This window comes from Mesorhizobium sp. M5C.F.Ca.ET.164.01.1.1, from assembly GCF_004792125.1.
Lineage (GTDB): Bacteria > Pseudomonadota > Alphaproteobacteria > Rhizobiales > Rhizobiaceae > Mesorhizobium > Mesorhizobium wenxiniae.
In genome coordinates, this window is sequence record NZ_SRTG01000001.1 from 2,187,574 (window position 1) to 2,210,479 (window position 22,906).

Annotated in this window: 22 protein-coding genes; 10 read left to right on the plus strand and 12 right to left on the minus strand. The window is 64.2% G+C overall.

The window, feature by feature from the left end; genetic code table 11:
- Nucleotides 1-16: 16 nt before the first annotated feature.
- The 3 genes from EN807_RS10820 to EN807_RS10830 form a co-directional block, all read right to left on the minus strand.
- A complete protein-coding gene (locus EN807_RS10820; RefSeq protein ID WP_135934910.1) occupies nucleotides 17-1,162 on the minus strand; it encodes a hypothetical protein in 1,146 nt (381 codons plus the stop codon).
- A 35-nt stretch (nucleotides 1,163-1,197) separates the two neighbouring features.
- Entirely contained in the window at nucleotides 1,198-2,286 is a 1,089-nt protein-coding gene (locus EN807_RS10825; protein WP_135934911.1) for a hypothetical protein, read from the minus strand.
- Nucleotides 2,287-2,582: 296 nt separating this feature from the next.
- Complete coding sequence (locus tag EN807_RS10830; RefSeq protein ID WP_135934912.1) at nucleotides 2,583-3,194, minus strand: thymidine kinase; 612 nt, start codon at nucleotides 3,192-3,194, stop codon at nucleotides 2,583-2,585.
- A gap of 218 nt (nucleotides 3,195-3,412) precedes the next feature.
- On the opposite strand from EN807_RS10830, the gene EN807_RS10835 reads away from it, so the two are divergent.
- The 4 genes from EN807_RS10835 to clpS all read left to right on the plus strand — a co-directional run bounded on the left by EN807_RS10835 (nucleotide 3,413) and on the right by clpS (nucleotide 7,014).
- Nucleotides 3,413-4,360 carry a choline ABC transporter substrate-binding protein gene (locus EN807_RS10835; RefSeq protein WP_135934913.1) on the plus strand — a complete coding sequence of 316 codons (948 nt, stop codon included), beginning with the start codon at nucleotides 3,413-3,415 and terminating at the stop codon, nucleotides 4,358-4,360.
- Between the two features lie 151 nt (nucleotides 4,361-4,511).
- On the plus strand, nucleotides 4,512-5,366 hold the full coding sequence (gene choW, locus EN807_RS10840; RefSeq protein WP_135934914.1) for a choline ABC transporter permease subunit: 855 nt from the start codon (nucleotides 4,512-4,514) through the stop codon (nucleotides 5,364-5,366).
- Complete coding sequence (choV, locus tag EN807_RS10845) at nucleotides 5,363-6,544, plus strand: choline ABC transporter ATP-binding protein (RefSeq protein ID WP_135934915.1); 1,182 nt, start codon at nucleotides 5,363-5,365, stop codon at nucleotides 6,542-6,544. The genes choW and choV overlap by 4 nt, the downstream gene beginning before the upstream one ends.
- 164 nt (nucleotides 6,545-6,708) lie before the next feature.
- Entirely contained in the window at nucleotides 6,709-7,014 is a 306-nt protein-coding gene (clpS, locus tag EN807_RS10850) for an ATP-dependent Clp protease adapter ClpS (RefSeq protein ID WP_127317460.1), read from the plus strand.
- A gap of 168 nt (nucleotides 7,015-7,182) precedes the next feature.
- Here the strand turns inward: clpS and EN807_RS10855 are convergent, their stop codons facing one another.
- Genes EN807_RS10855 through EN807_RS10870 form a run of 4 tightly spaced genes read right to left on the minus strand, consistent with a single transcriptional unit; the run spans nucleotide 7,183 to nucleotide 14,014 of the window.
- Entirely contained in the window at nucleotides 7,183-9,270 is a 2,088-nt protein-coding gene (locus EN807_RS10855; RefSeq protein WP_135934916.1) for a hypothetical protein, read from the minus strand.
- A 3-nt stretch (nucleotides 9,271-9,273) separates the two neighbouring features.
- Entirely contained in the window at nucleotides 9,274-12,099 is a 2,826-nt protein-coding gene (locus tag EN807_RS10860) for a DUF4159 domain-containing protein (RefSeq protein WP_135934917.1), read from the minus strand.
- On the minus strand, nucleotides 12,096-13,010 hold the full coding sequence (locus tag EN807_RS10865) for a DUF58 domain-containing protein (protein WP_029349889.1): 915 nt from the start codon (nucleotides 13,008-13,010) through the stop codon (nucleotides 12,096-12,098). The genes EN807_RS10860 and EN807_RS10865 overlap by 4 nt, the downstream gene beginning before the upstream one ends.
- Nucleotides 13,010-14,014 carry a MoxR family ATPase gene (locus EN807_RS10870; RefSeq protein WP_135934918.1) on the minus strand — a complete coding sequence of 335 codons (1,005 nt, stop codon included), beginning with the start codon at nucleotides 14,012-14,014 and terminating at the stop codon, nucleotides 13,010-13,012. Before EN807_RS10870 ends, EN807_RS10865 begins: the two co-directional genes overlap by 1 nt.
- Before the next feature lie 146 nt (nucleotides 14,015-14,160).
- On the opposite strand from EN807_RS10870, the gene EN807_RS10875 reads away from it, so the two are divergent.
- Genes EN807_RS10875 through EN807_RS10885 form a run of 3 tightly spaced genes read left to right on the plus strand, consistent with a single transcriptional unit; the run spans nucleotide 14,161 to nucleotide 16,718 of the window.
- Nucleotides 14,161-14,790 (plus strand): DUF1285 domain-containing protein, encoded by a 630-nt coding sequence (locus EN807_RS10875; protein WP_135935837.1) that lies wholly within the window; start codon nucleotides 14,161-14,163, stop codon nucleotides 14,788-14,790.
- A gap of 30 nt (nucleotides 14,791-14,820) precedes the next feature.
- Complete coding sequence (locus EN807_RS10880; RefSeq protein ID WP_135934919.1) at nucleotides 14,821-15,453, plus strand: CoA pyrophosphatase; 633 nt, start codon at nucleotides 14,821-14,823, stop codon at nucleotides 15,451-15,453.
- On the plus strand, nucleotides 15,450-16,718 hold the full coding sequence (locus EN807_RS10885) for a CCA tRNA nucleotidyltransferase (RefSeq protein ID WP_135934920.1): 1,269 nt from the start codon (nucleotides 15,450-15,452) through the stop codon (nucleotides 16,716-16,718). Before EN807_RS10880 ends, EN807_RS10885 begins: the two co-directional genes overlap by 4 nt.
- 151 nt (nucleotides 16,719-16,869) lie before the next feature.
- Here EN807_RS10885 and EN807_RS10895 read toward each other — a convergent pair whose 3' ends face one another.
- The 3 genes from EN807_RS10895 to hemF form a co-directional block, all read right to left on the minus strand.
- Nucleotides 16,870-17,055, minus strand: coding sequence for a DUF1059 domain-containing protein (locus EN807_RS10895; protein ID WP_029349897.1), 186 nt, complete (start codon nucleotides 17,053-17,055; stop codon nucleotides 16,870-16,872).
- A gap of 241 nt (nucleotides 17,056-17,296) precedes the next feature.
- Nucleotides 17,297-17,557 (minus strand): DUF1344 domain-containing protein, encoded by a 261-nt coding sequence (locus EN807_RS10900; RefSeq protein WP_135934922.1) that lies wholly within the window; start codon nucleotides 17,555-17,557, stop codon nucleotides 17,297-17,299.
- Between the two features lie 247 nt (nucleotides 17,558-17,804).
- Nucleotides 17,805-18,719, minus strand: a complete 915-nt coding sequence (gene hemF, locus EN807_RS10905) for an oxygen-dependent coproporphyrinogen oxidase (RefSeq protein ID WP_135934923.1) — start codon at nucleotides 18,717-18,719, stop codon at nucleotides 17,805-17,807.
- 107 nt (nucleotides 18,720-18,826) lie between these two features.
- On the opposite strand from hemF, the gene EN807_RS10910 reads away from it, so the two are divergent.
- Complete coding sequence (locus EN807_RS10910) at nucleotides 18,827-19,084, plus strand: hypothetical protein (protein ID WP_135934924.1); 258 nt, start codon at nucleotides 18,827-18,829, stop codon at nucleotides 19,082-19,084.
- Here EN807_RS10910 and soxR read toward each other — a convergent pair.
- Together soxR and EN807_RS10920 are read right to left on the minus strand one after the other, a co-directional pair.
- Nucleotides 19,081-19,524 (minus strand): redox-sensitive transcriptional activator SoxR, encoded by a 444-nt coding sequence (gene soxR / locus EN807_RS10915; protein ID WP_135934925.1) that lies wholly within the window; start codon nucleotides 19,522-19,524, stop codon nucleotides 19,081-19,083. The genes EN807_RS10910 and soxR overlap by 4 nt on opposite strands.
- 166 nt (nucleotides 19,525-19,690) lie before the next feature.
- The gene (locus EN807_RS10920) at nucleotides 19,691-20,149 is read right to left on the minus strand and encodes a tRNA (cytidine(34)-2'-O)-methyltransferase (protein ID WP_135934926.1); all 459 of its coding nucleotides are present in this window, start codon (nucleotides 20,147-20,149) and stop codon (nucleotides 19,691-19,693) included.
- Between the two features lie 285 nt (nucleotides 20,150-20,434).
- Between EN807_RS10920 and EN807_RS10925 the strand changes: the two genes are divergently transcribed.
- The gene (locus EN807_RS10925; protein WP_189522385.1) at nucleotides 20,435-21,037 is read left to right on the plus strand and encodes a hypothetical protein; all 603 of its coding nucleotides are present in this window, start codon (nucleotides 20,435-20,437) and stop codon (nucleotides 21,035-21,037) included.
- Nucleotides 21,021-22,895: an ABC transporter ATP-binding protein gene (locus tag EN807_RS10930; RefSeq protein ID WP_135935839.1), complete on the plus strand. Its 1,875-nt coding sequence runs from the start codon at nucleotides 21,021-21,023 to the stop codon at nucleotides 22,893-22,895. Before EN807_RS10925 ends, EN807_RS10930 begins: the two co-directional genes overlap by 17 nt.
- The last annotated feature ends 11 nt before the right edge of the window (nucleotides 22,896-22,906 follow it).

The window sequence follows — 22,906 nt, forward strand, 5'->3', positions numbered from 1 at the left end:
CTCCGCGGTTTGACGGTCAGACGTCACTGATGACCTGTCCTTTGGACAGGATGTGGACCTTGTAGCCTGAAAAGATCTTCTGCGCCTCGCCGGCGGCATAGAGCGCCTGATAGGCCTCATGCGGGATCAGCGCATGCTTCTCGTAGCTCGACACGCCCTGCCGCGCGGCCTCGAGATCGTCGGTGTCGATGAAGAATTCCTGCGTCGTCTTCTCGCTCGAAAACAACCCCTTGCGGCCCGGCTTCTCGGCCTTCGAATAGACCTCCTGGATGGTCCAGGTCAGCAGCCAGGCGTTTTCTGGCTTGCGCACCTTATCCAGCACGTCGCTCACCGTCGAATTGTTGTCGGTGATGCCGGCCGAATAAAAGGGCCCGAGCACGACGCGGCGCAGCTGCTTGGGGTGGAGCGGCTCGAAATCCTTGTCGAGGTTGACGGCGATCGTCGCCGGCGACAGCGTATAGGCGGAATTCTTCTCGGTGAAGTCGTCGAAGCGATGGGCAAGCTCGGGATTGAGCAGCCCTTCAACGGGAAGCGGAATGTCGACCTTGTCGTTGAGCTTGCCATTGCGGTCGATAAGCTGCCGGACCATCTCTTCGGAGGAATCCTCGACCGTCACCATGTAGACCAGCGGCAGGTTGGCGCTGCCGTCGAAGGCGGCCCAATGGACGAGATAGTAGGGCCGCCCGGTCTTCGGATTGACCGAGACTTTTGCCGTCTGCGCCAAGGTGAACGGCCCGAAGGTCGTCTCGCTCCTGACGCCCTCCAGATAGAGCCGCTCGGCCATCGACTTCTGCAGCGCCTCGGGGAATTCCTTGTGGCGCAGGATGAAGTCGGCCATTTCCTCGCGCAGCTCGCCGGCCAGCGGGATGTTGGCGAGCCGCGTATCGGCCTGGCGGCGGTCGTTCTCCAGCTCGAGCACGTTCTGGAAGACCGGAAAGCCGCTTTCGGCGCGCGAAATTCGGAACGTCTCCATGAAGCCCAGCCGGTTGCGCCAGCAGGAAAAGGAGTTGTCGAGCCGCGCAATATATTCGGCGACGATCTTGGCGACGATGCCGTGCCGGTAAAGCGGCGAGCGATCGTCGCGCATGAACACTTCAAGGCCGCTGAGTGCCGCCGTGATCGCCGAGAAATAACGCGTTGCCGCTTCGTTTTCGGGGGTCATGCAGCCAGCCCTTGGGAGGTATACGAGTGCAGCAATTACGACTGCACGTAGTTTGCCGCATTGTGCTTTTTCAGCACCTCGTCGAAGCGGCGGGCAAAGGCGTCGTCGGCCAGCTTCTTGCGGCGCTGAATGTCGGCGGTCGCCACCATGTTCTTCTCGTGCATTTCGAGGAGATCGCCGATGTGCTTCTGCGAGGCCGCGCCGATGCCGGCCATGGTCTCCTCGGCGGTGTTGTCGACCTGGCTGCCCAGGGTGTTGATCTTGTGGGCGACGTCCTGCTGGGCGGCGGTCTTCAGCGAATCTTCCAGCGCCTTGTACAGCACGATGCGCTGCTCGGTATCGATGGTCAGCTTGTTGATCAGCGTCGACTGCGCCGCGATCTGGTTGTTGAGCGAATCGACAAAAGTCTGGAACATCGAGGTGTAGCGTTCCAGCGTCTGGCTTTCGGCCAGCAGCTCCTGCTCCTTGGCCTGCTTCTCGTTGTATTCCGTAGCAAGTTTCGAACGCTCGCCCTCAAGCTGCGTGCGCTCCTTCTGGCTGGTCGAGGCGGCGATCCTGTTCTCGATGTCGAGCAGCATCGGATTGAGCTCCTCAATGCGCTTCTGCACGGTCTCCAGATTGGACATGGTCGCCTTGCGGCGCTCGATCACCTGCGACAGGCTGGCCTCGGAGGTCTTGTAACGCTGGTCGAGGATCTGCTTCTGCGCCTTGAGGATGCCGACAATGGTGTCGGATTTCGCCAGCAGCTCCTGCAGATTGCCGGCCAGCGACATGTTGCGGACGCGGTCGGTGCGCATGCGCTGCTTGCTCTGGTCGGAAAATATGCCGACGAAGCTTTCCCAGCCGGTGTAGTTCTTCATGCTCTCGAATTCGGCGCCGAAGACGTTGGTGGCGTCCTCCAGCCCGATGATCAGGTCGGCGATGTTGCCTTCCATCACCTTCTGCTGCTTCAGCACATCCTCGATGCGGGCGTTCTCGAGGTCGAAATTGGCGTCGCCGATCTTCTGGTCGGTCTTGGCGAGCGTGTCGAGCACCGTGCCGGACTGCTCGATTTTGGTGCGCATGTCCTGCACGACCTGCTTGGTCTTGGCAATTTCGGCATCGAAATTCTGCAATGTCGCCATAGGGGCCTCCCGCTTCGGCATTTGTTCGTGTCGCGAACCGCCGCGAATATATGTGCGGCATAGGGGGAAGGGAAGGCGGAAGATTAGGAGTTTGCGAAGGATAGCGCCGAAACCCGACACAAAAAACCCGCCTCGGCGGCGGGTCGTTGGCGCGATCAGCACCATACTCAAACCAATAGCATAACTGCCGTCACAAAGCAACGAAGCTCACCGATCGCAGTTCTTCTTGCCGCAGTTCTTCCCCCTCTGTCCTCGCACCGTTCGATCCATACGCACGCAACGCGGAATAGCGCTGGTCAGGCTTTGGTGAAGCCGATGAAATCGTCGGGCGCGGCGCGGCCCATTTCTTCTTCCCAATGGCGGCGGCAGAGCGAGACATAGACATCCTTGCCGATCGCCACCTGTTCGCCCTGTCTCGCCACCTTGCCGTCCGCGCCGAGGCGCACGACCATCGTCGCCTTGCGGCCGCAGCGGCAGATGGTGCGCACCTCGCGCAGCTCGTCGGATATCGCCAGAAGCGCGCGCGAGCCGGAAAACAGCTTGCCTTGGAAATCCGTGCGCAGGCCGTAGCACATGACCGGGATGTTCAGCCGGTCGGCGATGCGGGCAAGCTGCCACACCTGCTCCTCCTCGAGGAACTGCGCCTCGTCGACGAAGACGCAATGCACAGTCGTGTGGTCGTGATGCTCGGCGACCCGGGCGAACAGATCGTCGCCGTCGCGGAACATCTCGGCCTCCGTCTCCAGGCCGATGCGCGACGAGATCAGCCCGGTATCGCCCTTGCGGTAGTGACCGGCGACGAACAGCATCGTCGTCATGCCGCGCTCGCGGTAATTGTACGAGGCCTGCAGCAGCATCGTCGTTTTGCCGGCATTCATCGTCGCGTAGTGGAAGTACAGCTTGGCCATGCCGCCGTTTTAAGCCGAGTTGTCCCGGCGCGGGGAGGGGGCGTCCCTACATTCCACCGGAAAAGCGGCGAACGTGTCGCTGATCGGCCAGCCCGCGCCGTTGATCGCGATTGTCTTATCGCTTGAAACCGCACCAGAATGGTGTTTGGCTGACGAAACAAGGCGGAGACAAAACCGCAACTTCGCTTCGCCGATAGATCACAATGGGAGAATACATAATGTCGCGTATGAAACTATTCGCCGCCGGCTTCGGTCTGGCGGCATTTCTTTCCGCGGGCGGCGCACTCGCCGCCGAGCCGGAAAGCTGCAAGCCGGTGCGTTTTGCCGATGTCGGCTGGACCGACATTGCCGCCACCACCGCTACCGCCAGCGTCATCCTCGAAGCGCTCGGCTACGAGCCCGACGTGCAGGTGCTGTCGGTTCCGGTCACCTACACCTCGCTGAAGAACAAGGACGTCGACGTCTTTCTCGGCAATTGGATGCCGACCATGGAAGCCGACATAAAGCCCTATCTCGAAGACAAGTCGGTCGAGACGGTCGTGACCAACCTCGAAGGCGCAAAGTATACGCTTGCCGTGCCGCAGCACACCTATGACGCCGGTCTCAAGGATTTCGCTGATATCGCCAAGTTCAAGGACAAGCTCGACAACAAGATTTACGGCATCGAAGCCGGCAATGACGGCAACCGCCTGATCCTCGACATGATCGCCGCCGACAAGTTCGGCCTGAAGGATTTCGAGCTCGTCGAAAGCTCGGAAGCCGGCATGCTGTCGGCGGTGCAGAAGGCTGCCGCATCGGGCGAAGACGTGGTCTTCCTCGGCTGGGAGCCGCATCCGATGAACGCCAACATCAAGATGGCCTATCTGTCGGGTGGCGACGAGGTGTTCGGCCCGAATTTCGGCGGCGCGACCGTCGCCACCAATGTCCGGGCCGGCTACACCACCGAATGCCCGAACGTCGGCGCGCTGCTCAAGAACATGGTGTTCTCGCTCAAGATGGAAAACGAGATCATGGGTGCGATCCTCAATGATGGCGCCGACCCGAAGGCCGCGGCTACCGAATGGCTCAAGGCCAATCCGGACGCGATTACCCCATGGCTCGCCGGTGTGACGACCTTCGACGGCGGCGACGCCGCGGCCGCCGTGAAAACTGCGCTGGGTTCGTAGCAGATTTACACCCTCCCTTGCGGGAGGGTCGGCGCGGCACGCGCCGCGTTGGGGGTGGTGCAGAACGGAGCATAACCGTGACCACCCCACTCCGCTGCGCGGTTCGACCCACTCCGCCAGGGGGGCGAAGTAGAATGAGGGGACATTTGCCATGGATCCGGTTTCGCAACTGATTTCGAGCTTCAAGATCCCGATCGGGCGGTGGGGCAAGACCTTCTTCGACTTTCTGACCACCAATTTCGAATGGTTTTTCGACAGTATCGCCGACGGGCTCACCGTCGTTCTCGACGGGTTGGTCGATCTTTTGCTGCTCGTCCCGCCGGTTCTCCTGGTTGCCGCCATAGCCGGGCTTGCCTGGTACCTGCAGAAATCATGGAAGCTGGCGCTTGCCGTCGCGCTCGGCCTCCTCTTCATCGTCAACCAGGATCTCTGGCAAGAAACCGTCGAGACGCTGGTGTTGGTCGTGGGCGCCGCTGCGGCCTCCATGGCCATCGGCGTGCCGATCGGCATCTGGGCGGCGCATAACGAGCGTGGCTACCGCTATCTCCAGCCAATCCTCGACCTGATGCAGACGATGCCGACCTTCGTCTACCTCATCCCGGTGCTCATTCTCTTCGGCCTCGGCATCGCTCCCGGCCTCATCGTCACCGTCATCTTCGCCGCTCCCGCTCCGATCCGCCTGACCTATCTCGGCATCACCTCGGTGCCGAAACCGATGATCGAGGCCGGCGAGGCCTTCGGCGCGACAAAACGCCAGCTCCTGTGGAAAGTAGAGCTGCCGGCGGCGCTGCCGACCATCATGGCGGGGCTGACGCAGTGCATCATGCTCTGCCTCTCCATGGTCGTGATTGCTGCGCTTATTGGCGCCAACGGCCTTGGCAAGCCGGTGGTGCGCGCGCTGAACTCGGTCAACATCCCGCTCGGGCTCGAGGCCGGCCTCGCCATCGTCGTGCTCGCCATCATCCTCGACCGCATCAGCCGCATCGGCACAGGAGCCGCCAAATGAGCGCTGCGGTCGATTTTAAGAATGTCGACATCGTCTTCGGCGCGGCGCGCAAGGAAGCGCTGGCGCTCGTAGACAGCGGCGCGACGCGTCAGGAGATCCTGGAGAAGACCGGCGCCGTGCTCGGCTGCGCCGGCGCCAATTTGACCGTCAACGAGGGCGAGATTTCCGTCCTGATGGGCCTCTCCGGCTCCGGCAAATCGACGCTGCTCCGCGCCGTCAACTTGCTCAACGTGCCGGCGCGCGGCAATGTCATGGTCAAGGACCGCGACCGCATGGTCGATGTCGCGACCTGCGACGCCGCCACGCTGCGCCACATCCGACAGACGCGGGTCGCCATGGTGTTCCAGCAGTTCGGCCTTCTGCCCTGGCGCACCGTCGCGGAAAATGTCGGCTTCGGCCTCGAGCTTTCCGGCGTGCCCGACGCCGAGCGCAAGGCGCGCGTCGAGCGCCAGTTGAAGCTCGTCGGCCTCGACCAGTGGGCGTCGAAATACGCCCACGAACTTTCCGGCGGCATGCAGCAGCGCGTCGGGCTGGCGCGTGCGTTTGCCACCGAAGCGCCGATCCTGCTGATGGACGAGCCGTTCTCGGCGCTCGACCCGCTGATCCGGACCAAGCTGCAGGACGAGTTGCTGCAGCTTCAGGCAGAACTGAAAAAGACCATCATCTTCGTCAGCCACGACCTCGAGGAGGCGCTGAAGATCGGCAGCCACATCACCATCATGGAAGGCGGGCGCATCGTGCAGACCGGCGCGCCGGAAGACATCGTGCTGCGCCCCGCCAACGACTATGTCCGCGACTTCATCGCCAATGTGAATCCGCTCTCGGTGCTGACCGCCTGGAACGTGATGCGCGACCGCCGCGACCTCGAGCACGGCGAGGACGGCTGGGTGTGGCTCGACCGCCGCAAAACGACGCGTTTCAAGATCGACGAGCACGGGCTGGTGGCGGCTGCCGAGCGCGACGGCAAGCCGGCTTTCTGGGTGTCCTGCGCCGATGTCGAGGCGCAGCCGGAGGAGACGGCGCAGGTGTTCTGGGCCAATCCCGGCACCTCGCTGAAGACCGTGATGCTGGCCATGCACCGCTCGCAGACCGCACCCGTGGCGCTGTTCGACGACCAGTCGCGCTTCGTCGGCGCCATCGGCATCAGGGACGTGCTGTCGGCGGTGTTGAGAAGGTAGTTTTTCTCATCGGAGGAAGGTCGGCCCTAAGCCGCCAGCGGCAATCTCAGACTTGTGAACGGCGCGCCCGCCGGAAAGGCGGTTTGTGCGCGGCTCAAAATGGACGCCCGCTTTTGCCTATGCCAGAATAAACGCGAAATTCTTGCGCGCAGTTGCCGGTTCCGATGCCTGAGATCGTCGCCAAACCCCGCACCAAAACGAAGCCGCAAATCGAACGGCCGAAGCTCTACAAGGTCATCCTTCTCAATGACGATTTCACGCCGCGCGAGTTCGTGGTGACGGTGCTCAAGGGCGAATTCAAGCTGAGCGAAGACCAGGCGCGGCGGGTGATGATCACCGCGCACCAGCGCGGCGTCTGCGTCGTCGCCGTCTTCACCAGGGACGTCGCCGAGACCAAGGCGACGCGGGCGACCGATGCCGGCAAGGCCAAGGGCTACCCGCTGATGTTCACGACGGAACCGGAGGAGTAGTGCCGTTTTCCCCTTCTCCCCTGGGGAGCGGGTGGGCGAGCGCAGCTCCGTCGGATGAGGGGTGTTCCAGCTTGGCGTCGACGGCACTCCGTCCAGCACCCCTCAACCGTCTTGGCGCTGCGCGCCAATCCACCTTCTCCCACAAGGGGAGAAGGATAAACCGCTGCGCTACCGCCCCTCGCGGTACCACATCGAGCCCAATGCCAGAAGCAGCAGGCCGAGGCCGAGGAACCCGCCGAACAGCGGCACGCGCGAGACGGCCTTCAGCACGCTGTCGTCGGTAGTGCGCAGGCCGATCCAGTCGTTGCCGGCGGCCGCGCCCGTGGAGCGGACCGGGACGACCGACGGCAGCGTCACGCCGCCGGTGAGGTTGCCAAGGGCCGACGATTGCGCCAGCCGGCGCACGCTGCCGCCGGTGGCCTCGGCCGGCGCTTTCAGCCGGTTCTCGGTGGAGACGACGTCGGTAAATTCCGGCGCATTGACCGGGCCGACATGGGCAAGCGCCTTCAGGTCGCCATTTCCGACCTGGTAAAGGCCGATCTCGCTGGTTTCGATGCTGCCCAGGAAGACGCCGGGTTCGGCTCTCTCCAGCTTGACGGTCATGGCCTTGCCGGACGGGGTGATGATCTGCGCCGGGCCGGGATCGTCGCTCATCGTCTGGCGGCGGATTTCCAGCATCATGCCGCGGCCGTCGGCGGTCAGCCGCTCCTCCTCAAGTTCAGGTTCCTTCATCAGCCAGTGGGCGATGCGGCGATAGAGCTGGACATGCGGGCCGCCGCCCTCGAAGCCGCGCGCCCACAACCAGCCCTGGTCGGACAGAAACATGCCGACGCGGCCTTCGCCCTTGCGATCGAGCAGGAGCAGCGGACGGTCGTCTGCCCCCTTCATCACCGCCTCGCCCTCGGGGTTTTCGACGCCGATGGTGCGGAACCAGCGGCTCCAGTGCGGCGGCTCGGTGGCGGAGCCGTCGAGCCCGCGCGTCACCGGATGGCGCTGGCCGAGTTCGGTGAGGCGCGGGTAAAAGGCCTTGTCGACGACTTCGCCGGTCGGCATCGCCGGCAGCGCCGACATCAAAGGCGTGCGGGCGATGGAACTTTCGCCGGCATATTCGGGCCCTGCGGCGATCAGCAGTGCGCCACCCTTTTCGACAAATTCGGCGATGTAGTCGTAATAGAGGATCGGCAGCACGTCGCGGTGCTGATAGCGGTCGAAGATGATCAGGTCGAAATCCTTGATCTTCTCGACGAACAGCTCGCGCGTCGGGAAGGCGATCAGCGACAATTCGTTGATCGGCGTGCCGTCCTGCTTTTCCGGCGGCCGCAGAATGGTGAAGTGGACCAGATCGACCGAGGCGTCGGATTTCAGAAGGTTGCGCCAGGTGCGCTCGCCGGCATGCGGCTCGCCGGAGACCAGCAGCACGCGCAAATTCTCGCGGATGCCGTCGATCAGCGCGATGGCGCGGTTGTTGGTGTCGGTGAGTTCGTCGGGCTCGGGATCGATAGCGAGTTCGACGATGTTGCGGCCGGCGCCGGGAATGGTCACTTGCAGCGGCATGGCCTGGCCGATGGTGGCGCTCTCGACCGAAACCTGCTCGCCATTGACCGACACGCGCACGTCGACCGAGCCGGCCTCGTTGTTGGTGCCGAGGACGCGATAGGTCATTTCGAGCGGCTTGCCGACCAGACCGAAGCGCGGCGCATTCTCGAAGCGGATGCGGCGATCCTTTTCCTGGTCGTTGCCGGTGATCAGCGCGTGCAGCGGGGCGTTGAAGTCGGGTGTGCCGCCGGGGGCGTCGTGCACCTCGCCATCGGTGATCATGATGGCGCCGCCGATGCGCGAAGGCGGCACGTCGCGGAAAGCGCTTTCAAGCGCGCCGAAAAGCCGCGTTTCGGTGCGCTCCTCGGCGGCTTCCGACTTGCCGGCTTCGACAACGCGGACATCGAACTGCTTGAAGCGGCCAAGGCGCTGCTGAAGCCCGGCCAGCGCCTCGTCGGTCTGCTTGGTGCGCTCGCCAATGTCCTGACTCTGGCTGCGGTCGACGACGACGGCGACGACGCTTTTCAGCGCCTCGCGCTCTTCGTCGAGGAACACAGGGTTAAGCAGGGCCGCGCCCAGCGCGAGCAGGGCGGCAAAACGGAAGACCGCGCCGCGCTGGCGAAACCAAAGTCCGGCCAATGCCAGCAGCAACAGCGGTGCCAGCACCAAGCCAAGCAGTGGCAAGGAGATGAGCGGTTCGAAGGCGAGCGACCAGTTCATGGCTTACTGCCCCAGCCGTTCGAGCAGCACCGGCACGTGCACCTGATCGGATTTATAGTTACCGGTCAGCATGTACATCATAATGTTGACGCCGGCGCGCAGCGCATAAACGCGCTGCATCGGGTCCGACGGCACGGTCGGCAAAAGCGGATCGCCATTCTCGTCGACCGCCCAGGCGCCCGCGAAATCATTGGCGGTGATCATGATCGGCGAGACGCCGTCGCCGGTGCGCACCGGGCGGTTCTCGGTGTTGGTGGCTTCGAGCGACGCCGCGACCCAGAGCGGGCCGCCGGCGAAACGTCCGGGAAACTCAGGCAGGATGTAGAAGGATTTCGTCAGCACATGGTCCGACGGCACCGGTTCCAGCGGCGGCACGTTGAGATTGCCGAGGATGTCGCGCAGCCGCTCCGTCGCCGGGCTGGCCGAATCCGCGCCGATGCCGGTGGCGAACTGGTCGCGGGTGTCGAACAGCACCGTGCCGCCCTGCTGCATATAGGCGTCGACGCGGCCGATCGCGGCCTGGCTCGGCATCGGTGCGGCAGGGTCGATCGGCCAGTAAATCAGGGGATAGAAGGACAGCTGGTCCTTCGAGATATCGACGCTCGCCGGCGCCCCCGGCTCGAGCGCGGTCTTCTCGATCAGGAAGCGGGTCAGGCCCTCGAGCCCGGCTTGGCTGATCGAATCGACGCTCCGTTCGCCGGTCTGCACATAGGCGATCCGGGTCTTCGAAATGTCCTCGATCGCCCGCTCGTCGCCGGGTTTGGAATCGTCGGCGCGGGTGATGTCGGTGTGGCCGACCAGCGCGCCGAGCGCAATCAGCAGAGCGGCTGTGGTTGCAGCAACCGTGCCGGCGCGGCGCGGCCGGCGCGAGAACAGGCCGCCCATCCAGAACACGGCCAGCGTGTCGAGCACCATCAGCAAAAGGGCTGCCGCCACCAGCGGGCCCTTCAAATTGTGCGATTCGTCGAAGGCGTACTGGATGGTGGTGACCGGCACGGTGATCTGAGGACGGACCAGCGGTGCGAATCTGCTTTCAGCATTGAGCAGATTGTGGGCGAGGACGCCGGTTTCGGAGCCGTAGAGGCCAGGCGGGTTCTCGAACGTCACCGGCAGCGGGCCGGCGCCCGGCACCAGTGGCCGTGCATCCGGCGTCGGCGGCACCAGCGTGCCGTCGGCTGATATCATGCGGTAGGGCGCCAGCGAGGTGGCGGCGGCTTCGGCATTGGCGACCGCTGCACCCTGGTTCCGTGACAGTTGCACGATGCGGCGCAGCATCTCGACGAAGCTGCCGGATATCGGCAGGTTCGACCAGGTCGCCTCCGGCGTGACATGGAACAGGACGAGCGTGCCCTTGCCCTTCTTCATCCCGGTCACCAGCGGCGTGCCGTCGGCAAGCGTGGCCCAGGTGCGCTCGACGATGTCGGGCGTCGGCTCGGCCAGCACCTGCCTGGTGACGGTGACTTCGGCCGGCGGAGCGAGGTCGGAGAAGGGACCGGTCTTCGGGAAGTCGGTGACCGGTTGCGGCGTCGTCCATGACAGCGCGCCGCCGAGCGAACGCTCGCCGGTACGCAGCCTGACCGGCAGCAGGTCGTCATCATTGCCGGCGGCCACCAGCCGCGAGCCGGCGAACCGCACCAGCGTGCCGCCATTGTCGACCCAGTCGACCAGCCGCTGCCGCACCTGCTCCGGAATGGTGCCGACATCGGCCATGACAATCATCGCCGGCTTCTGGTCGAGGAGCTGCGGGATGGCGTCGGCAAGGTCGGCGCTCGACGCTTCGGCCAGATCGGCGAAGGGCTGCAGCGCGCGGCGGATGTAGTACAGCGGCGACAAAAGCGGCTGCGCCTGGTCGGCTTCGGCCTGCGACAGCAGTCCGACGCGACGGCGCTTGGAATTCTCATCGAGCACGCGGACGGCGCCGGCCTGCCGCTGGCCGTCGAGCGCGATCGAGGCGAAGTCGTTGCGCAGTTCGAACGGCACCGCCATCGTGCCGGTGGCGGTGGATTCGCCCGGCGAGAAGGTCAGCGTGGCGTCGGCGATGCGGCGGCCCTTGTCGTCGAAGGCGCCGGCGGTCACCTGAGCCGGGGTCGGATCGCCCGGCGCGCGGATGGCGGTCAGCTCGAAGCCGTCCACCTGGTTGTCGGCGCCGGTCAGGCCGGTCAAGCTAGGCCGGTCGGAGGCGGCCCAGACGACACGGGCGGCGTTCTTCGACAAAAGCGTGTTGAAGGCGGCCTCGTCGCCTTCCGCCGCCAGACCGTCGGCGAGCACGGCGACACTGGCGCCCGGCAAGGTCTCCAAGGTTGCCGCGACGCGCGCGTAGACGGCGGGGCGGTCGGTCGGGATCGGCCGCGGCTTTGCCGCGCGCAGCCGGTCGAGCGCAGTGGCGGCGTCGAACGGGCCGATCTCGGCGTTCGGCTTCTCGGCGGTGAAGGCGATGATGACAGGAACGTCGTTGGAGCCGGCATCGGTGATCAGCCGTTCGGCGGTGGCGACGCGCTGGCCCCAGTCGGCGGCAGTTGCCCAGTCATTGTCGATGACCAGCGCAAGAGCGGCGCCCTCGGCCGGCAGTCTTTCACGCGGGTTGAAGACGGGTTCGGCCAGCGCCGTAACGATAAGAGCCGCCATCAGCAGCCTGAGCAGCGTCAGCCACCACGGGCTCTGTTGCGGCGTCTCCTCGCGCTTCAGCACCCGGGCCAGGATCTTCAGCGGCGGGAAGACCTCGGTCTGCGGTTTGGGCGGGGTGAACCGCAAAAGCCACCAGATCACCGGCAGTGCCAGAAGGCCCCACAGCACCATCGGCGCCCCGAAGGAGAGCGGCAGCCAACTCATGCGCGGATCCTCCCGGCTGAGCTGCCATCGACGGTCATCGCCATGTGGACACGCACCAGCGCATCAGAGGCGAGACGGTCGGTGTGGTTGACGGTGAAGCTCCAGCCGAGCCGCTTGCACCAGTCGGTCAGTTCCTGGCGGCGGGCGATGTAAAGCAGCCGGTAATCATCGCCCAGCGTTTCGGCGCGGCCGGCGGTCAACTTGTCGCCGGTCTCGGGATCGGTGAACTCGGTGCGGCCGGCATAGGGGAATCGCTCCTCGGCGGGGTCGGCGACCTCGATCAGATGGGCACGCACGCCGTGGCGGGCGAGCACGTCGAGCCAGGCGATGGTGTCCTCGACCGGATCGAGGAAGTCGCTGACGATGACGATGTCGCAGAAGCGGCGGATGGCGGACAGGTCGGGCTTTGCCGGCAATTCGCCGGCATGGGTGAGTTGTGCTGCGATGCGCTCGGCGCCGTTGCGGGCGGTGAACGGATCGGTCAGTCCGGGCCAGGCGATGCGTTCGCCGCTGCGCGACAGAAGCTCTGCCATGGCCAGCGCCAGCACCAGCGCGCGGGATTCCTTCGAGACGGTGGCGCCGGTCGATTTGTAGAGCATGGAAGGCGAGGGGTCTGCCCACAGCCACACCGTATGGGCGGCCTCCCATTCGCGGTCGCGCACATAGATGTGGTCGTCGCGGGCCGAGCGGCGCCAGTCGACACGCGAGGAATCGCCTTCGACATAGGGCCGGAACTGCCAGAAATTCTCGCCGATGCCGCGCTTGCGGCGGCCGTGCCAGCCGGCGATCACCGTGTTGACGATGCGGCGTGCCTCGACCAGCAGGTCCGGCACCAGCGACGCCCGCAACCGGCCGCGGGCGAGCGCGTCACGCGTCGCTGCCGGTGCCTGGGCCTCGCCTATACGCGCCATCAGATGCCTTTTGCCAGTTTCGCCACCACGTCGCGCACGGTCGTGCCCTCGGCACGGGCGGCAAAGGTCAGCGCCATGCGGTGCTGCAGCACAGGCTCGGCCAGCGCTCTGATATCGTCGACCGACGGCGCCAGCCGTCCGTCATAGAGGGCGCGGGCGCGTGCGCACAGTGTCAACGCCTGACTGGCGCGCGGGCCTGGGCCCCAGGCGACGTGCTTGTCGGTCTCGGCATTGCCCTGGCCCGGGCGCGCCGAGCGCACCAGCTGGAGGATCGCCTCGACGACGCTTTCCGGCACCGGCATGCGGCGAATGAGGGTCTGGATCTCCTTCAGCCGCGCCGGCTGCAGCACGTTCTGCGCCCTGGCGTCCTCGATGCCGGTGGTTTCCAGAAGAATGCGGCGCTCCGCCTCGATTTCCGGATAGAGGATGTCGACCTGCATCAGGAAGCGGTCGAGCTGCGCCTCGGGCAGCGGATAGGTGCCTTCCTGCTCCAGCGGGTTCTGCGTCGCCAATACGTGGAAGGGCGCCGGCAGGTCGTGGCGGACACCCGCAATGGTGACGTGGTATTCCTGCATCGACTGCAGCAGCGCCGACTGAGTGCGCGGCGAGGCGCGGTTGATCTCATCCGCCATCAGCAGCTGCGCGAAGATCGGCCCGGAGATGAAACGGAAGGAACGCTTGCCGAATTCGTCCTGCTCCATCACCTCGGAGCCGAGAATGTCGGACGGCATCAGGTCAGGCGTGAACTGGATGCGGCGGGAATCGAGGCCGAGCACGATGCCCAGCGTCTCGACCAGCTTGGTCTTGGCGAGGCCGGGCACGCCGACGAGCAGCGCATGGCCGCCGGCAAGCAGCGCCACCAGCGTGCGTTCGACGACGCTTTCCTGGCCGAAGATGACGCGGCCGACGCCATCGCGAACCCTGGAAATGTCGGCCAGCGCCGTCTCGGCCTGGACGATCATGTCCTTTTCGCTGATCGGGCTTTCCTTGATCATCACGCTCATGCAGCATCGATCCTTCTCGTTGGAAATACCGGCTTGCACCTTCGACGCTGCAAAGTGCCGCGATTCGGCCTCGCATGGCGCCTGTCTTTGAACTTAAATCACTGGCTTAGGCTGACAAGCGGAACAACAGTGACTATTTCGTGACCATGACAGAACGCGCCGACGATCGTGAAGAGAGCCTGACGGCCGCCACCGAGGCGCGCGGACTGGAGGCACTGATCTCGCGTGCCGCCCGCGCGGGCAAGGGGACGGCGCCGGTGGAGCGCTGGAATCCGGCCTTTTGCGGCGATCTCGACATGGAGATCAGAGAGGACGGCACCTGGTTCTACCAGGGTACGCCGATCGGCCGCATGCCGCTGGTGCAGCTGTTTTCCTCCGTGCTGCGCAAGGACAAAGACGGCAAGACCTATCTTGTAACACCGGTGGAAAGGGTCGGCATCCGCGTCGTCGACGCGCCCTTCATCGCCGTCGAGATGGACGTTTCCGGCACCGGCGATGGCCAAGTCATCACTTTCCGCACCAATGTCGGCGACGTGGTCGAGGCCGGACCGGACCATCCGCTACGCTTCGTCGACGAAGACGCGACCGGTGGCCTGAAACCCTATGTGCTGGTGCGCGGGCGGCTGGAAGCGCTGGTGGCGCGGCCGGTCATGTACGAACTGGTCGAGCATGGCGAAGAGATCGATGTCGGCGGCAGAAGGATGTTTGCCGTCCGCTCGAAGGGCGCGGTCTATCCGATAATGCCGGCGGAAAAACTGCAGCGGCTGAGTGCATGATTGGCAGCGTATGGTGGACCAGGTGACGCGATGGACCAGGTGACGCGGGAGCCGTTTTCGGCCGAGGATTTTCGCGCCCGCGTCGCGGCGCAGCCGCTGGCGCATGCCGCCGACGATTATGGCGACCATCGCTTCAACCCCGGCCATCCGCGTTTGAAGCTCGCAAAGGCGCTGCGCGATGCCGCCGTGCTGATCCCGGTGGTCGATCACGGACGTGATGCCACGGTTCTGCTGACCAAGCGGGCGGAAAAGCTGCGCAACCATTCGGGGCAGGTGGCTTTTCCCGGCGGCACGATCGATCCAACCGATCCGAGCCCGGAGGCGGCGGCATTGCGCGAGACATTCGAGGAGATCGGGCTCGGCCAGGACCGGGTCGAGATCATCGGCCGCATGCCTGATTACGTCTCCGGCAGCGGCTACCGCATCGCCCCGGTGCTGGGAATAGTGCGGCCGGATTTTTCACTGGCGCTGAATTCCGAGGAGGTCGACGCCGCCTTCGAAGTGCCGCTGCGCTTCCTCATGGACCCGGCCAACCACGGCCGCGACAGCCGCATGTGGAACGACCTCGAATGGGTCTTTTACGAGATGCCCTATGACGGACAACGCATCTGGGGCGTCACCGCCGGCATCATCCGCACGCTCTATGAAAGGCTCTATACGTGAGCGGCCGGGCGTCGCTCGCGGGCAAAGCCGATTGGCTCGGCGAAAAGCACCTGCAGCGCCTGCTGGCGGCGCTGGCGGATGGCGGCGAGGAGGCGCGCGTCGCCGGCGGCGCGGTGCGCAATGCGCTCATCGGCCAACCGGTCGCCGACGTCGATATCGCCACCACGACCGTGCCTGATGAAACCATCCGCCGCGCCGAGGCGGCGGGCTTCAAGGCCGTGCCGACCGGCATCGAGCACGGCACCATCACGATTGTCGCCGGCGGGAAGCCGTTCGAGGTGACCACGCTGCGCGCCGACATCGAGACCGACGGACGGAGGGCCAAGGTGTCGTTCGGGCGCGACTGGAAGGCCGACGCGGAACGGCGCGATTTCACCATCAACGCGCTTTACGCCGAGGCCGACGGGACGATCGTCGACCTGGTCGGCGGCGTCGCCGACATCGAGGCGCGCCGGCTGCGTTTCATCGGCGATCCGGAGGCGCGCATCCGCGAGGATTATCTGCGCATCCTGCGCTTTTTCCGCTTCTTCGCCTGGTATGGCGACGGCCGGCCGGATGCCGAAGGGCTGAAGGCCTGCGCCCGGCTCAAGGAGGGGCTTGGCCAACTCTCGGTCGAGCGCGTCTGGTCCGAGCTGAAGAAGCTGCTGTCGGCCCCCGATCCATCGCGTGCCTTGCTGTGGATGCGCCAGGCCAGCGTGCTCACCAGCGTTCTGCCGGAGAGCGAGAAATGGGGCATCGATGCGATCAATGCGCTGACCAGGGCCGAGAAGGATCTAGGCTGGACGCCGGACCCGCTGCTCAGGCTGGAAGCGATCGTGCCGCCGGACGCCGCGCGGCTGAAGGCGCTGGCTGAGCGGCTGAGATTCTCCGTCAGCGATGCCGGCCGTCTCAGGCAGTGGGCGCTGACAGTGCCTGTCGAGCCGAAGACGACCGAAGCGGAACTCGCAAAGCGGCTCTATCGTGGCGATCATCAGGGCCTTGTCGATCGCTTGCGGCTGTCGCTCGCTTCCGCTCGAGGCCGCGCCGTCGAGGACAATGACGCGCTGCTCGAAGCCGGCGGCTTCTCGCGCCTGCTCGCCTTCGCCGGAAAGTGGAAAAAGCCCGATTTTCCGCTCAAGGGCGCCGATCTGACGACGCTTGGCGCGTCGCCCGGACCGAAACTCGGCGCAACCTTGAAAAACCTTGAAAACGAGTGGGTCGAGTCGGGTTTTGCGCTGGATCGCGGCGCACTCCTCGAGCGCGCCGCAGAAGCACTCGAAAGTTAGAGACCGTTTGGAAACTCTACCCTGGCGGCCATCTGATGGCGTTTTCTGCGCTTCCGGTGCTCACGGACCCAAATGTCCGCTGCGCTCCGGTTCTCGAAACCACCACCATATGACTCGCCAGAACGAATTTCGAAACAGTCTCTTAGGCAAATCAGGCCGCGTCGCGGGGCTTTTCGATACGCGAACGGATGGCTTCGATCATCGTCTCGCGGATGATCGTCTCGCCATGCGTCTCACGCATGTGCTCGACCGCACGACGCATGATCTCGGCTTCCTCGTCGGCGCGCGTATGCCAGTCACAACCCGGAACGAGCGAGCCGCAGTGGAATTCCTTCATCGGATCTCTCCCTTTTCCTCATCGGAGCGCCGCATCTGCTCTGACACGGAAGCTCAGCACCTTGATCGACGCATGACCCTGTCTGAAATCGGGTGTCGGTATTCGGGTCATGCGCTGACCGAGCCAGCATAACACGGTCGAATGGGTTTGGTTGCCGCAAAGGCCGAAAAGGCGGAGCAGCGCTCCGCCCTCTTACGCTACCCCGGAGGCAAGACCTCGTCTTGCTCCAGCGGGCAGGCGATCACTTCATGATCTTGACTGCCTCGGCAATTTTGTGCTTGCCGCTCATGTCCCACGAAACGCGGATCTTTTCGCCGGCCTTCAGGCCAGGATTCTTGAAGGCCTTGGGCAGCGTAAAGGTAGATCCGTCATCCAGAACAAGGCTCATGGCCGTTCGATCATAGGTCTTGACCGTGCCCGTGGTGTGCTTGACCGCTGCAAAGGCAGCGCCACCAGAGGCAAGAACGGCAGCAGCCGCAACCGACATAATAAGCTTGCGCATGGCATGCTCTCCTGGAGATGAGAGGCACCATTTTGGGAAGGTGCCCCACTCAATCATGGGCCGTCCGGTCGCGTCGGGTCGCGGTTCTAGGGGAGGATGAACCGCCGGCGTTTCCCGGCCCGGATCGAAAAATAGTCCTGTTTTTTCAAGTGGATATTAGACGAAAAAGATATTCTGCGCGCCACATTCGCCGCCAAAATCAAACGATTTGGACCTGATTGCGGCTCACGTCCAACTCACCGAGATTTTACGGCCATTTCACTACCGGCGGCAGGCTGGAGAGGATCGAGGCGACGTTGCCGCCGGTCTTCAGTCCGAAGATAGTGCCGCGATCGTGAAGCAAGTTGAATTCCACGTAGCGGCCGCGGCGAATAAGCTGTTCTTCACGGTCGCCGTCGGTCCAGTTGTCGTTGAAATTGGCCCGCACCAGATGTCCGTAGACGACGAGAAAAGATCGCCCGACATCCTGGACGAAGTTGAAATCGGCGTTCCAGCCGCCTTTGTCCTCACCCGAATGCAGCCAATCGAAGAAGATGCCGCCGGTGCCGCGCGGTTCGTTGCGGTGCGGCAGATAGAAATACTCGTCGCACCAGGCCTTGAATTTCGCGTGGTCGGCGACGCCAGCGTGCTTCTCGCAGGCGAATTGCATGGCCCGGTGGAAGGCAACCGTGTCCGGGTCTTCCTGGTTGCGGCGACGGTCGAGCACCGGCGTCAGGTCGGCGCCGCCGCCGAACCACTGGCGCGAGGTGACGACCATGCGCGTGTTCATGTGCACGGCCGGCACGTTGGGGTTCCACGGATGGGCGATCAGCGAAATGCCGCTCGCCCAAAAGCGCGGGTCTTCCTCGGCGCCCGGCATCTGCTTCCTGAACTCCGGCGAGAACTCGCCATGGACGGTGGAGGTGTGGACGCCGACCTTCTCGAAGACGCGGCCACGCATCATCGACATGATGCCGCCGCCGCCCTTGCCGGCGTCGCGCTCCCACGGCGTCCTTTCGAAGCGGCCGGGCGACCATGAGGCCTGCGGCCCCTGCAGGTCCTGCTCGATCTGCTCGAAAGCGGCGCAGATGCGCTCGCGCAACGTCTCGAACCACAGCCGCGCCTTCATCTTCTTCTGTTCGATGTCGGCCGGCAGCCCCGCCGGTATTTCGGGTCGTTGCAAATGCTGTCTCCGGCTGTGGGGCGCGTACCCCGACAAATGACTCGTCTTTTCCGGCCGCGATCCCTAATCTCTTAGGTGCAAGGGTCAAGTGTGAATGGAGTTCTTTCGTGCGCACCCCGGCAAGACCGCCGCTGGATGGCCTGAAGAAGAGGCTCGACCGTTCGCGCGTCGAGCGCGAGCGTATGCCGCGCGACGGGTTCCTGCGCGAGACCTTCGTCCTGCCGCGCTCCGATGCGCGGCTTAAGGCGAAGGAGTGGTTCGAGCGCTTTCCCAAGCAGGCCTACTGGACCGAGATCGAAAGCTGGTTCGAGCGGCCGGGCGACGTCATCGAGTTCACCATCAGGCGATTGCCGGCGGCAGATTAACGAGCGACCAACAACCGCCTTGCTCCTGGGCCTTGGGCGCTCAATCGGTCTTCCTTGTTCCGCAGCGGGCACTTGTCGATCGACATGCAGCCGCAGCCGATGCAGTCGGTCAGCCCGTCGCGCAGCTTCTTCAGCTGGGCAATCTTCTGATCGAGCTGGTCGCGCCAGGCCGTTGAAAGCAGGTTCCAGTCCTCGCGCGTCGGTGTGCGGCCCTCAGGCAGCGATTCAAGTGCAGCACCGATCTCGGCCAGCGAGATGCCGACCTCCTGCGCGATCCTGATGATCGCCACACGCCTCAGGACGTCGCGGCCGTAGCGCCGCTGGTTGCCTGATGTGCGGTGGCTGCGGATCAGTCCGCGCGCCTCGTAGAAATGCAGCGCCGATACCGCCACCCCGCTTCGCGTAGCCACCTGGCCGACCGTCAGTTCCATCACCGCCATTCGAATTTTCCGCTTGACCTCAAGTTAAGTTGAGCTTGTAACGAAGAAACCCTGGACATGCAAACCGCAGGAGAAGGCGATGTGCGCCTGGGTGAGAATGACAAGAGAGGGTGCGGTCGTCGGCCAGAAAGCGGCCATAATCGCTGCCGTCGACCGTCTGCAAATCCTATCCGAGCTGCCGGATCGCTTCGCCGGCCACCATGGCGACGGAAAGCGCGACGTTGATGCTGCGCGCGCCCGGCTGCATCGGGATGATCAGTCGCGCATCCGCCGCCTCGTGGACAGGATCCGGCACGCCTGCGGATTCGCGGCCGAACAAAAGAATGTCGGCGTCGGCGAAGGCGAAATCGGTGTAGGCGTTCGCGGCTCTGGTCGACAGCAGCACCAGCCGCCGCGCTTCGCCTCTGCGCCAGTTCTCGAAGGCGTGCCAGTCGACATGCCGGGTGAGAGCCGCCATTTCGAGATAGTTCATGCCGGCCCGTTTCAGCGCCCGGTCGGAGAGCGGGAAGCCGGCCGGTTCGATGATGTCGACGCCGAGACCGAGGCAAGCGGCGAAGCGCAGGATTGTTCCGGTGTTGCCGGCGATATCCGGCTGGTAGAGCGCGATGCGGAGACGGTTGTTCATTTCCGCATCCTTCTAATAAGTGGCAGATCGGCCACAGCAGGCTCGCGGTTTTGGAAATTGCTGGACTGGCGGGTGGTCATTTTCTGCGAAGTCGGTTATACGCCGGGCATTGTCAACCCGAACCGATGGAGGGGTAATTCATGATGATCATGTACATCCAGCGCCCCTCTTGTGGGCTTACCAGCCTGCCGGCGGTTTCGGTACGACGATTCTCCTGACCTTTTAGACTTCGATCGCACCGATTCTTAGCCGAAACCCCTTTTCGGCCTTCGAAGGAATCCTGCGATGTTTTTCAAGCTGTCGAAGGGGCTGAACGCCCCGCCTGAACACGCCTCTGTTCAATCCCTGCCTTTCGCCGGCCATTGGCCCGCGAACAGGCCGGACTTCTTTCCGTATTTTCACATGGAGGACGGACCGATGTTCGATCCCTGCAAAATTCCCGGTTCAAGAAGCCTGCACGAGCGCAGGATGGCGACATGGGCGCTTTTGATCGGCGAAACCTATTCGTCTGCGGCTCACGCCGAGACCCGCCGGCGCCCACATCGCGGTATGCTGCCGGACGTCGATTTTTCGCGCGCGGTTCCCGACCGCAGCCGGCCGTCGCTGGTGCGCCGGATCATCAGGCTGATCCGGCCCGGCGCAAAAACCGGCGCGAAACTCCGGGTCGTCGACACAGCACTGTCAGGATCGTCAAGCGAGCCTGTCGGCGAAAAGCCCGCGACATCCTATATTGCGCGAAGCAGGACCGGCGGCCCGAGTGATTCCGGGACGCCGGCCCTTGCCGCCACGCGATCCCAGGACGCTACGCGCCCCAAGGATGCCACGCGCTCCGCGCCGTGTGAGCGAAAACAAGCATATGAGTACCAAGACAATGTTCCGCTGGTTTGAAACAAGGCTCGATCCGTTCCCTGCCGAGGAGCCGGTCGAGCCGCCGAAGACGCTGATCGCCTTCTGCGTGCACTATACGCGCGGCGCCTGGCCCTACATCGCTGTCGATGCGATGCTGGTGACGGCTATCGCCCTTGCCGAGGTTTGGATGTTCGGCTTCATGGGCCGGATCGTCGACTGGCTGTCGGCGCAGAATCGCGAGACATTCCTGCAGACCGAGGGCTGGAAGCTCGCCGGCATGGCTTTCATCGTGGTTTTCGCGCTGCCGGTGACGGTCTGGTTCCATGCGCTCCTCAACCAGCAGACGCTGATGGGCAACTATCCGATGCGTATCCGCTGGCAGGTGCATCGCTACCTGCTCAAGCAGTCGATGGCCTTCTATCAGGACGAGTTCGCCGGACGCATCGCGACCAAGCTGATGCAAACGGCGCTCGCCGTGCGCGAATGCGTAATCAAGCTCATCGACGTGCTCAACTATGTCGTGGTCTATTTCGTCGGGATGCTGTTCATTGTCGGCTCGGCCGACTGGCGGCTGGCGGCACCGCTTGCCGTCTGGCTTGCCGGCTATATCCTGCTCTTGCGCTATTTCATCCCGCGATTGGGCAAGGTCGGCGAGGAGCAGGCCAATGCGCGCTCGACCATGACCGGCCGCGTCGTCGACAGCTACTCCAACATCCAGACGGTCAAGCTGTTCTCGCATGCGCGGCGCGAGGCGTCCTTCGCCCGGGAAGGCATGGCCGGCTTTCTCGATACCGTTTACCGGTCGATGCGGCTGGTGACGCAGCTCTACGGCCTGCTCTACATCCTGAATTCGCTGCTGTTGTTTTCGGTCACCGCGATCTCGCTGTGGCTGTGGCTCGGCCAGGCGGTGACGATCGGCGCCGTCGCCCTGGTCATCGGCCTCGTGCTTCGGCTGTGGGGCATGTCGCAATGGATCATGTGGGAGATGTCCACCCTGTTCGAGAATATCGGCACGGTGCAGGACGGCATCAGTTCGATCTCGCTGCCGCGCCTCGTCGAAGACAGGCCTGGGGCCAAGGATATTGCCGTGACCAAGGGCGAGATCCGTTTCGAGGACATCCGCTTCCACTACGGCAAACAGAAGGGCGTGATCGAAAGCCTGTCGCTGACGGTGAAGCCGGGCGAAAAGGTCGGCATCGTCGGCCGCTCGGGCGCCGGCAAGTCGACGCTCGTCAACCTTCTCTTGCGCTTCTACGATCTAGAGAGCGGCAAGATCCTGATCGACGGCCAGGAAATCGCGGCGGTGACGCAGGATTCGCTGCGCGCCCAGATCGGCATGGTCACGCAGGATACCTCGCTGCTGCATCGTTCGGTGCGCGAGAACATCCTTTATGGCCGACCGGACGCCAGCGACGAGATGCTGGTCGAGGCAGCTCGCCGCGCCGAGGCGCTTGATTTCATATCAAGGCTTTCGGACGCCAGTGGCCGCACGGGTTTCGATGCGCATGTCGGCGATCGCGGCGTCAAATTGTCCGGCGGCCAGCGGCAACGCATTGCCATTGCCCGCGTTATGCTGAAGGACGCGCCGATTCTCATTCTCGACGAGGCGACGTCTGCGCTCGATTCGGAGGCCGAAGCGGCGATCCAGGAGAACCTCTACAAGCTCATGCAAGGCAAGACCGTCATCGCGATCGCGCACCGGCTCTCGACCATCGCGGCGATGGACCGGCTCGTCGTGATGGATAAGGGCCGTGTCATCGAGGAAGGTTCGCATGAGGAACTCGTTGCCGGCGGCGGACTCTATGCGCAGCTTTGGCAGCGCCAGTCGGGCGGCTTCCTGCTCGACGACGGTGCCGCCGCCAACGATGCTATCGTCAAGGGTCAAGCAGCAGAATGATGGCAGCAGAA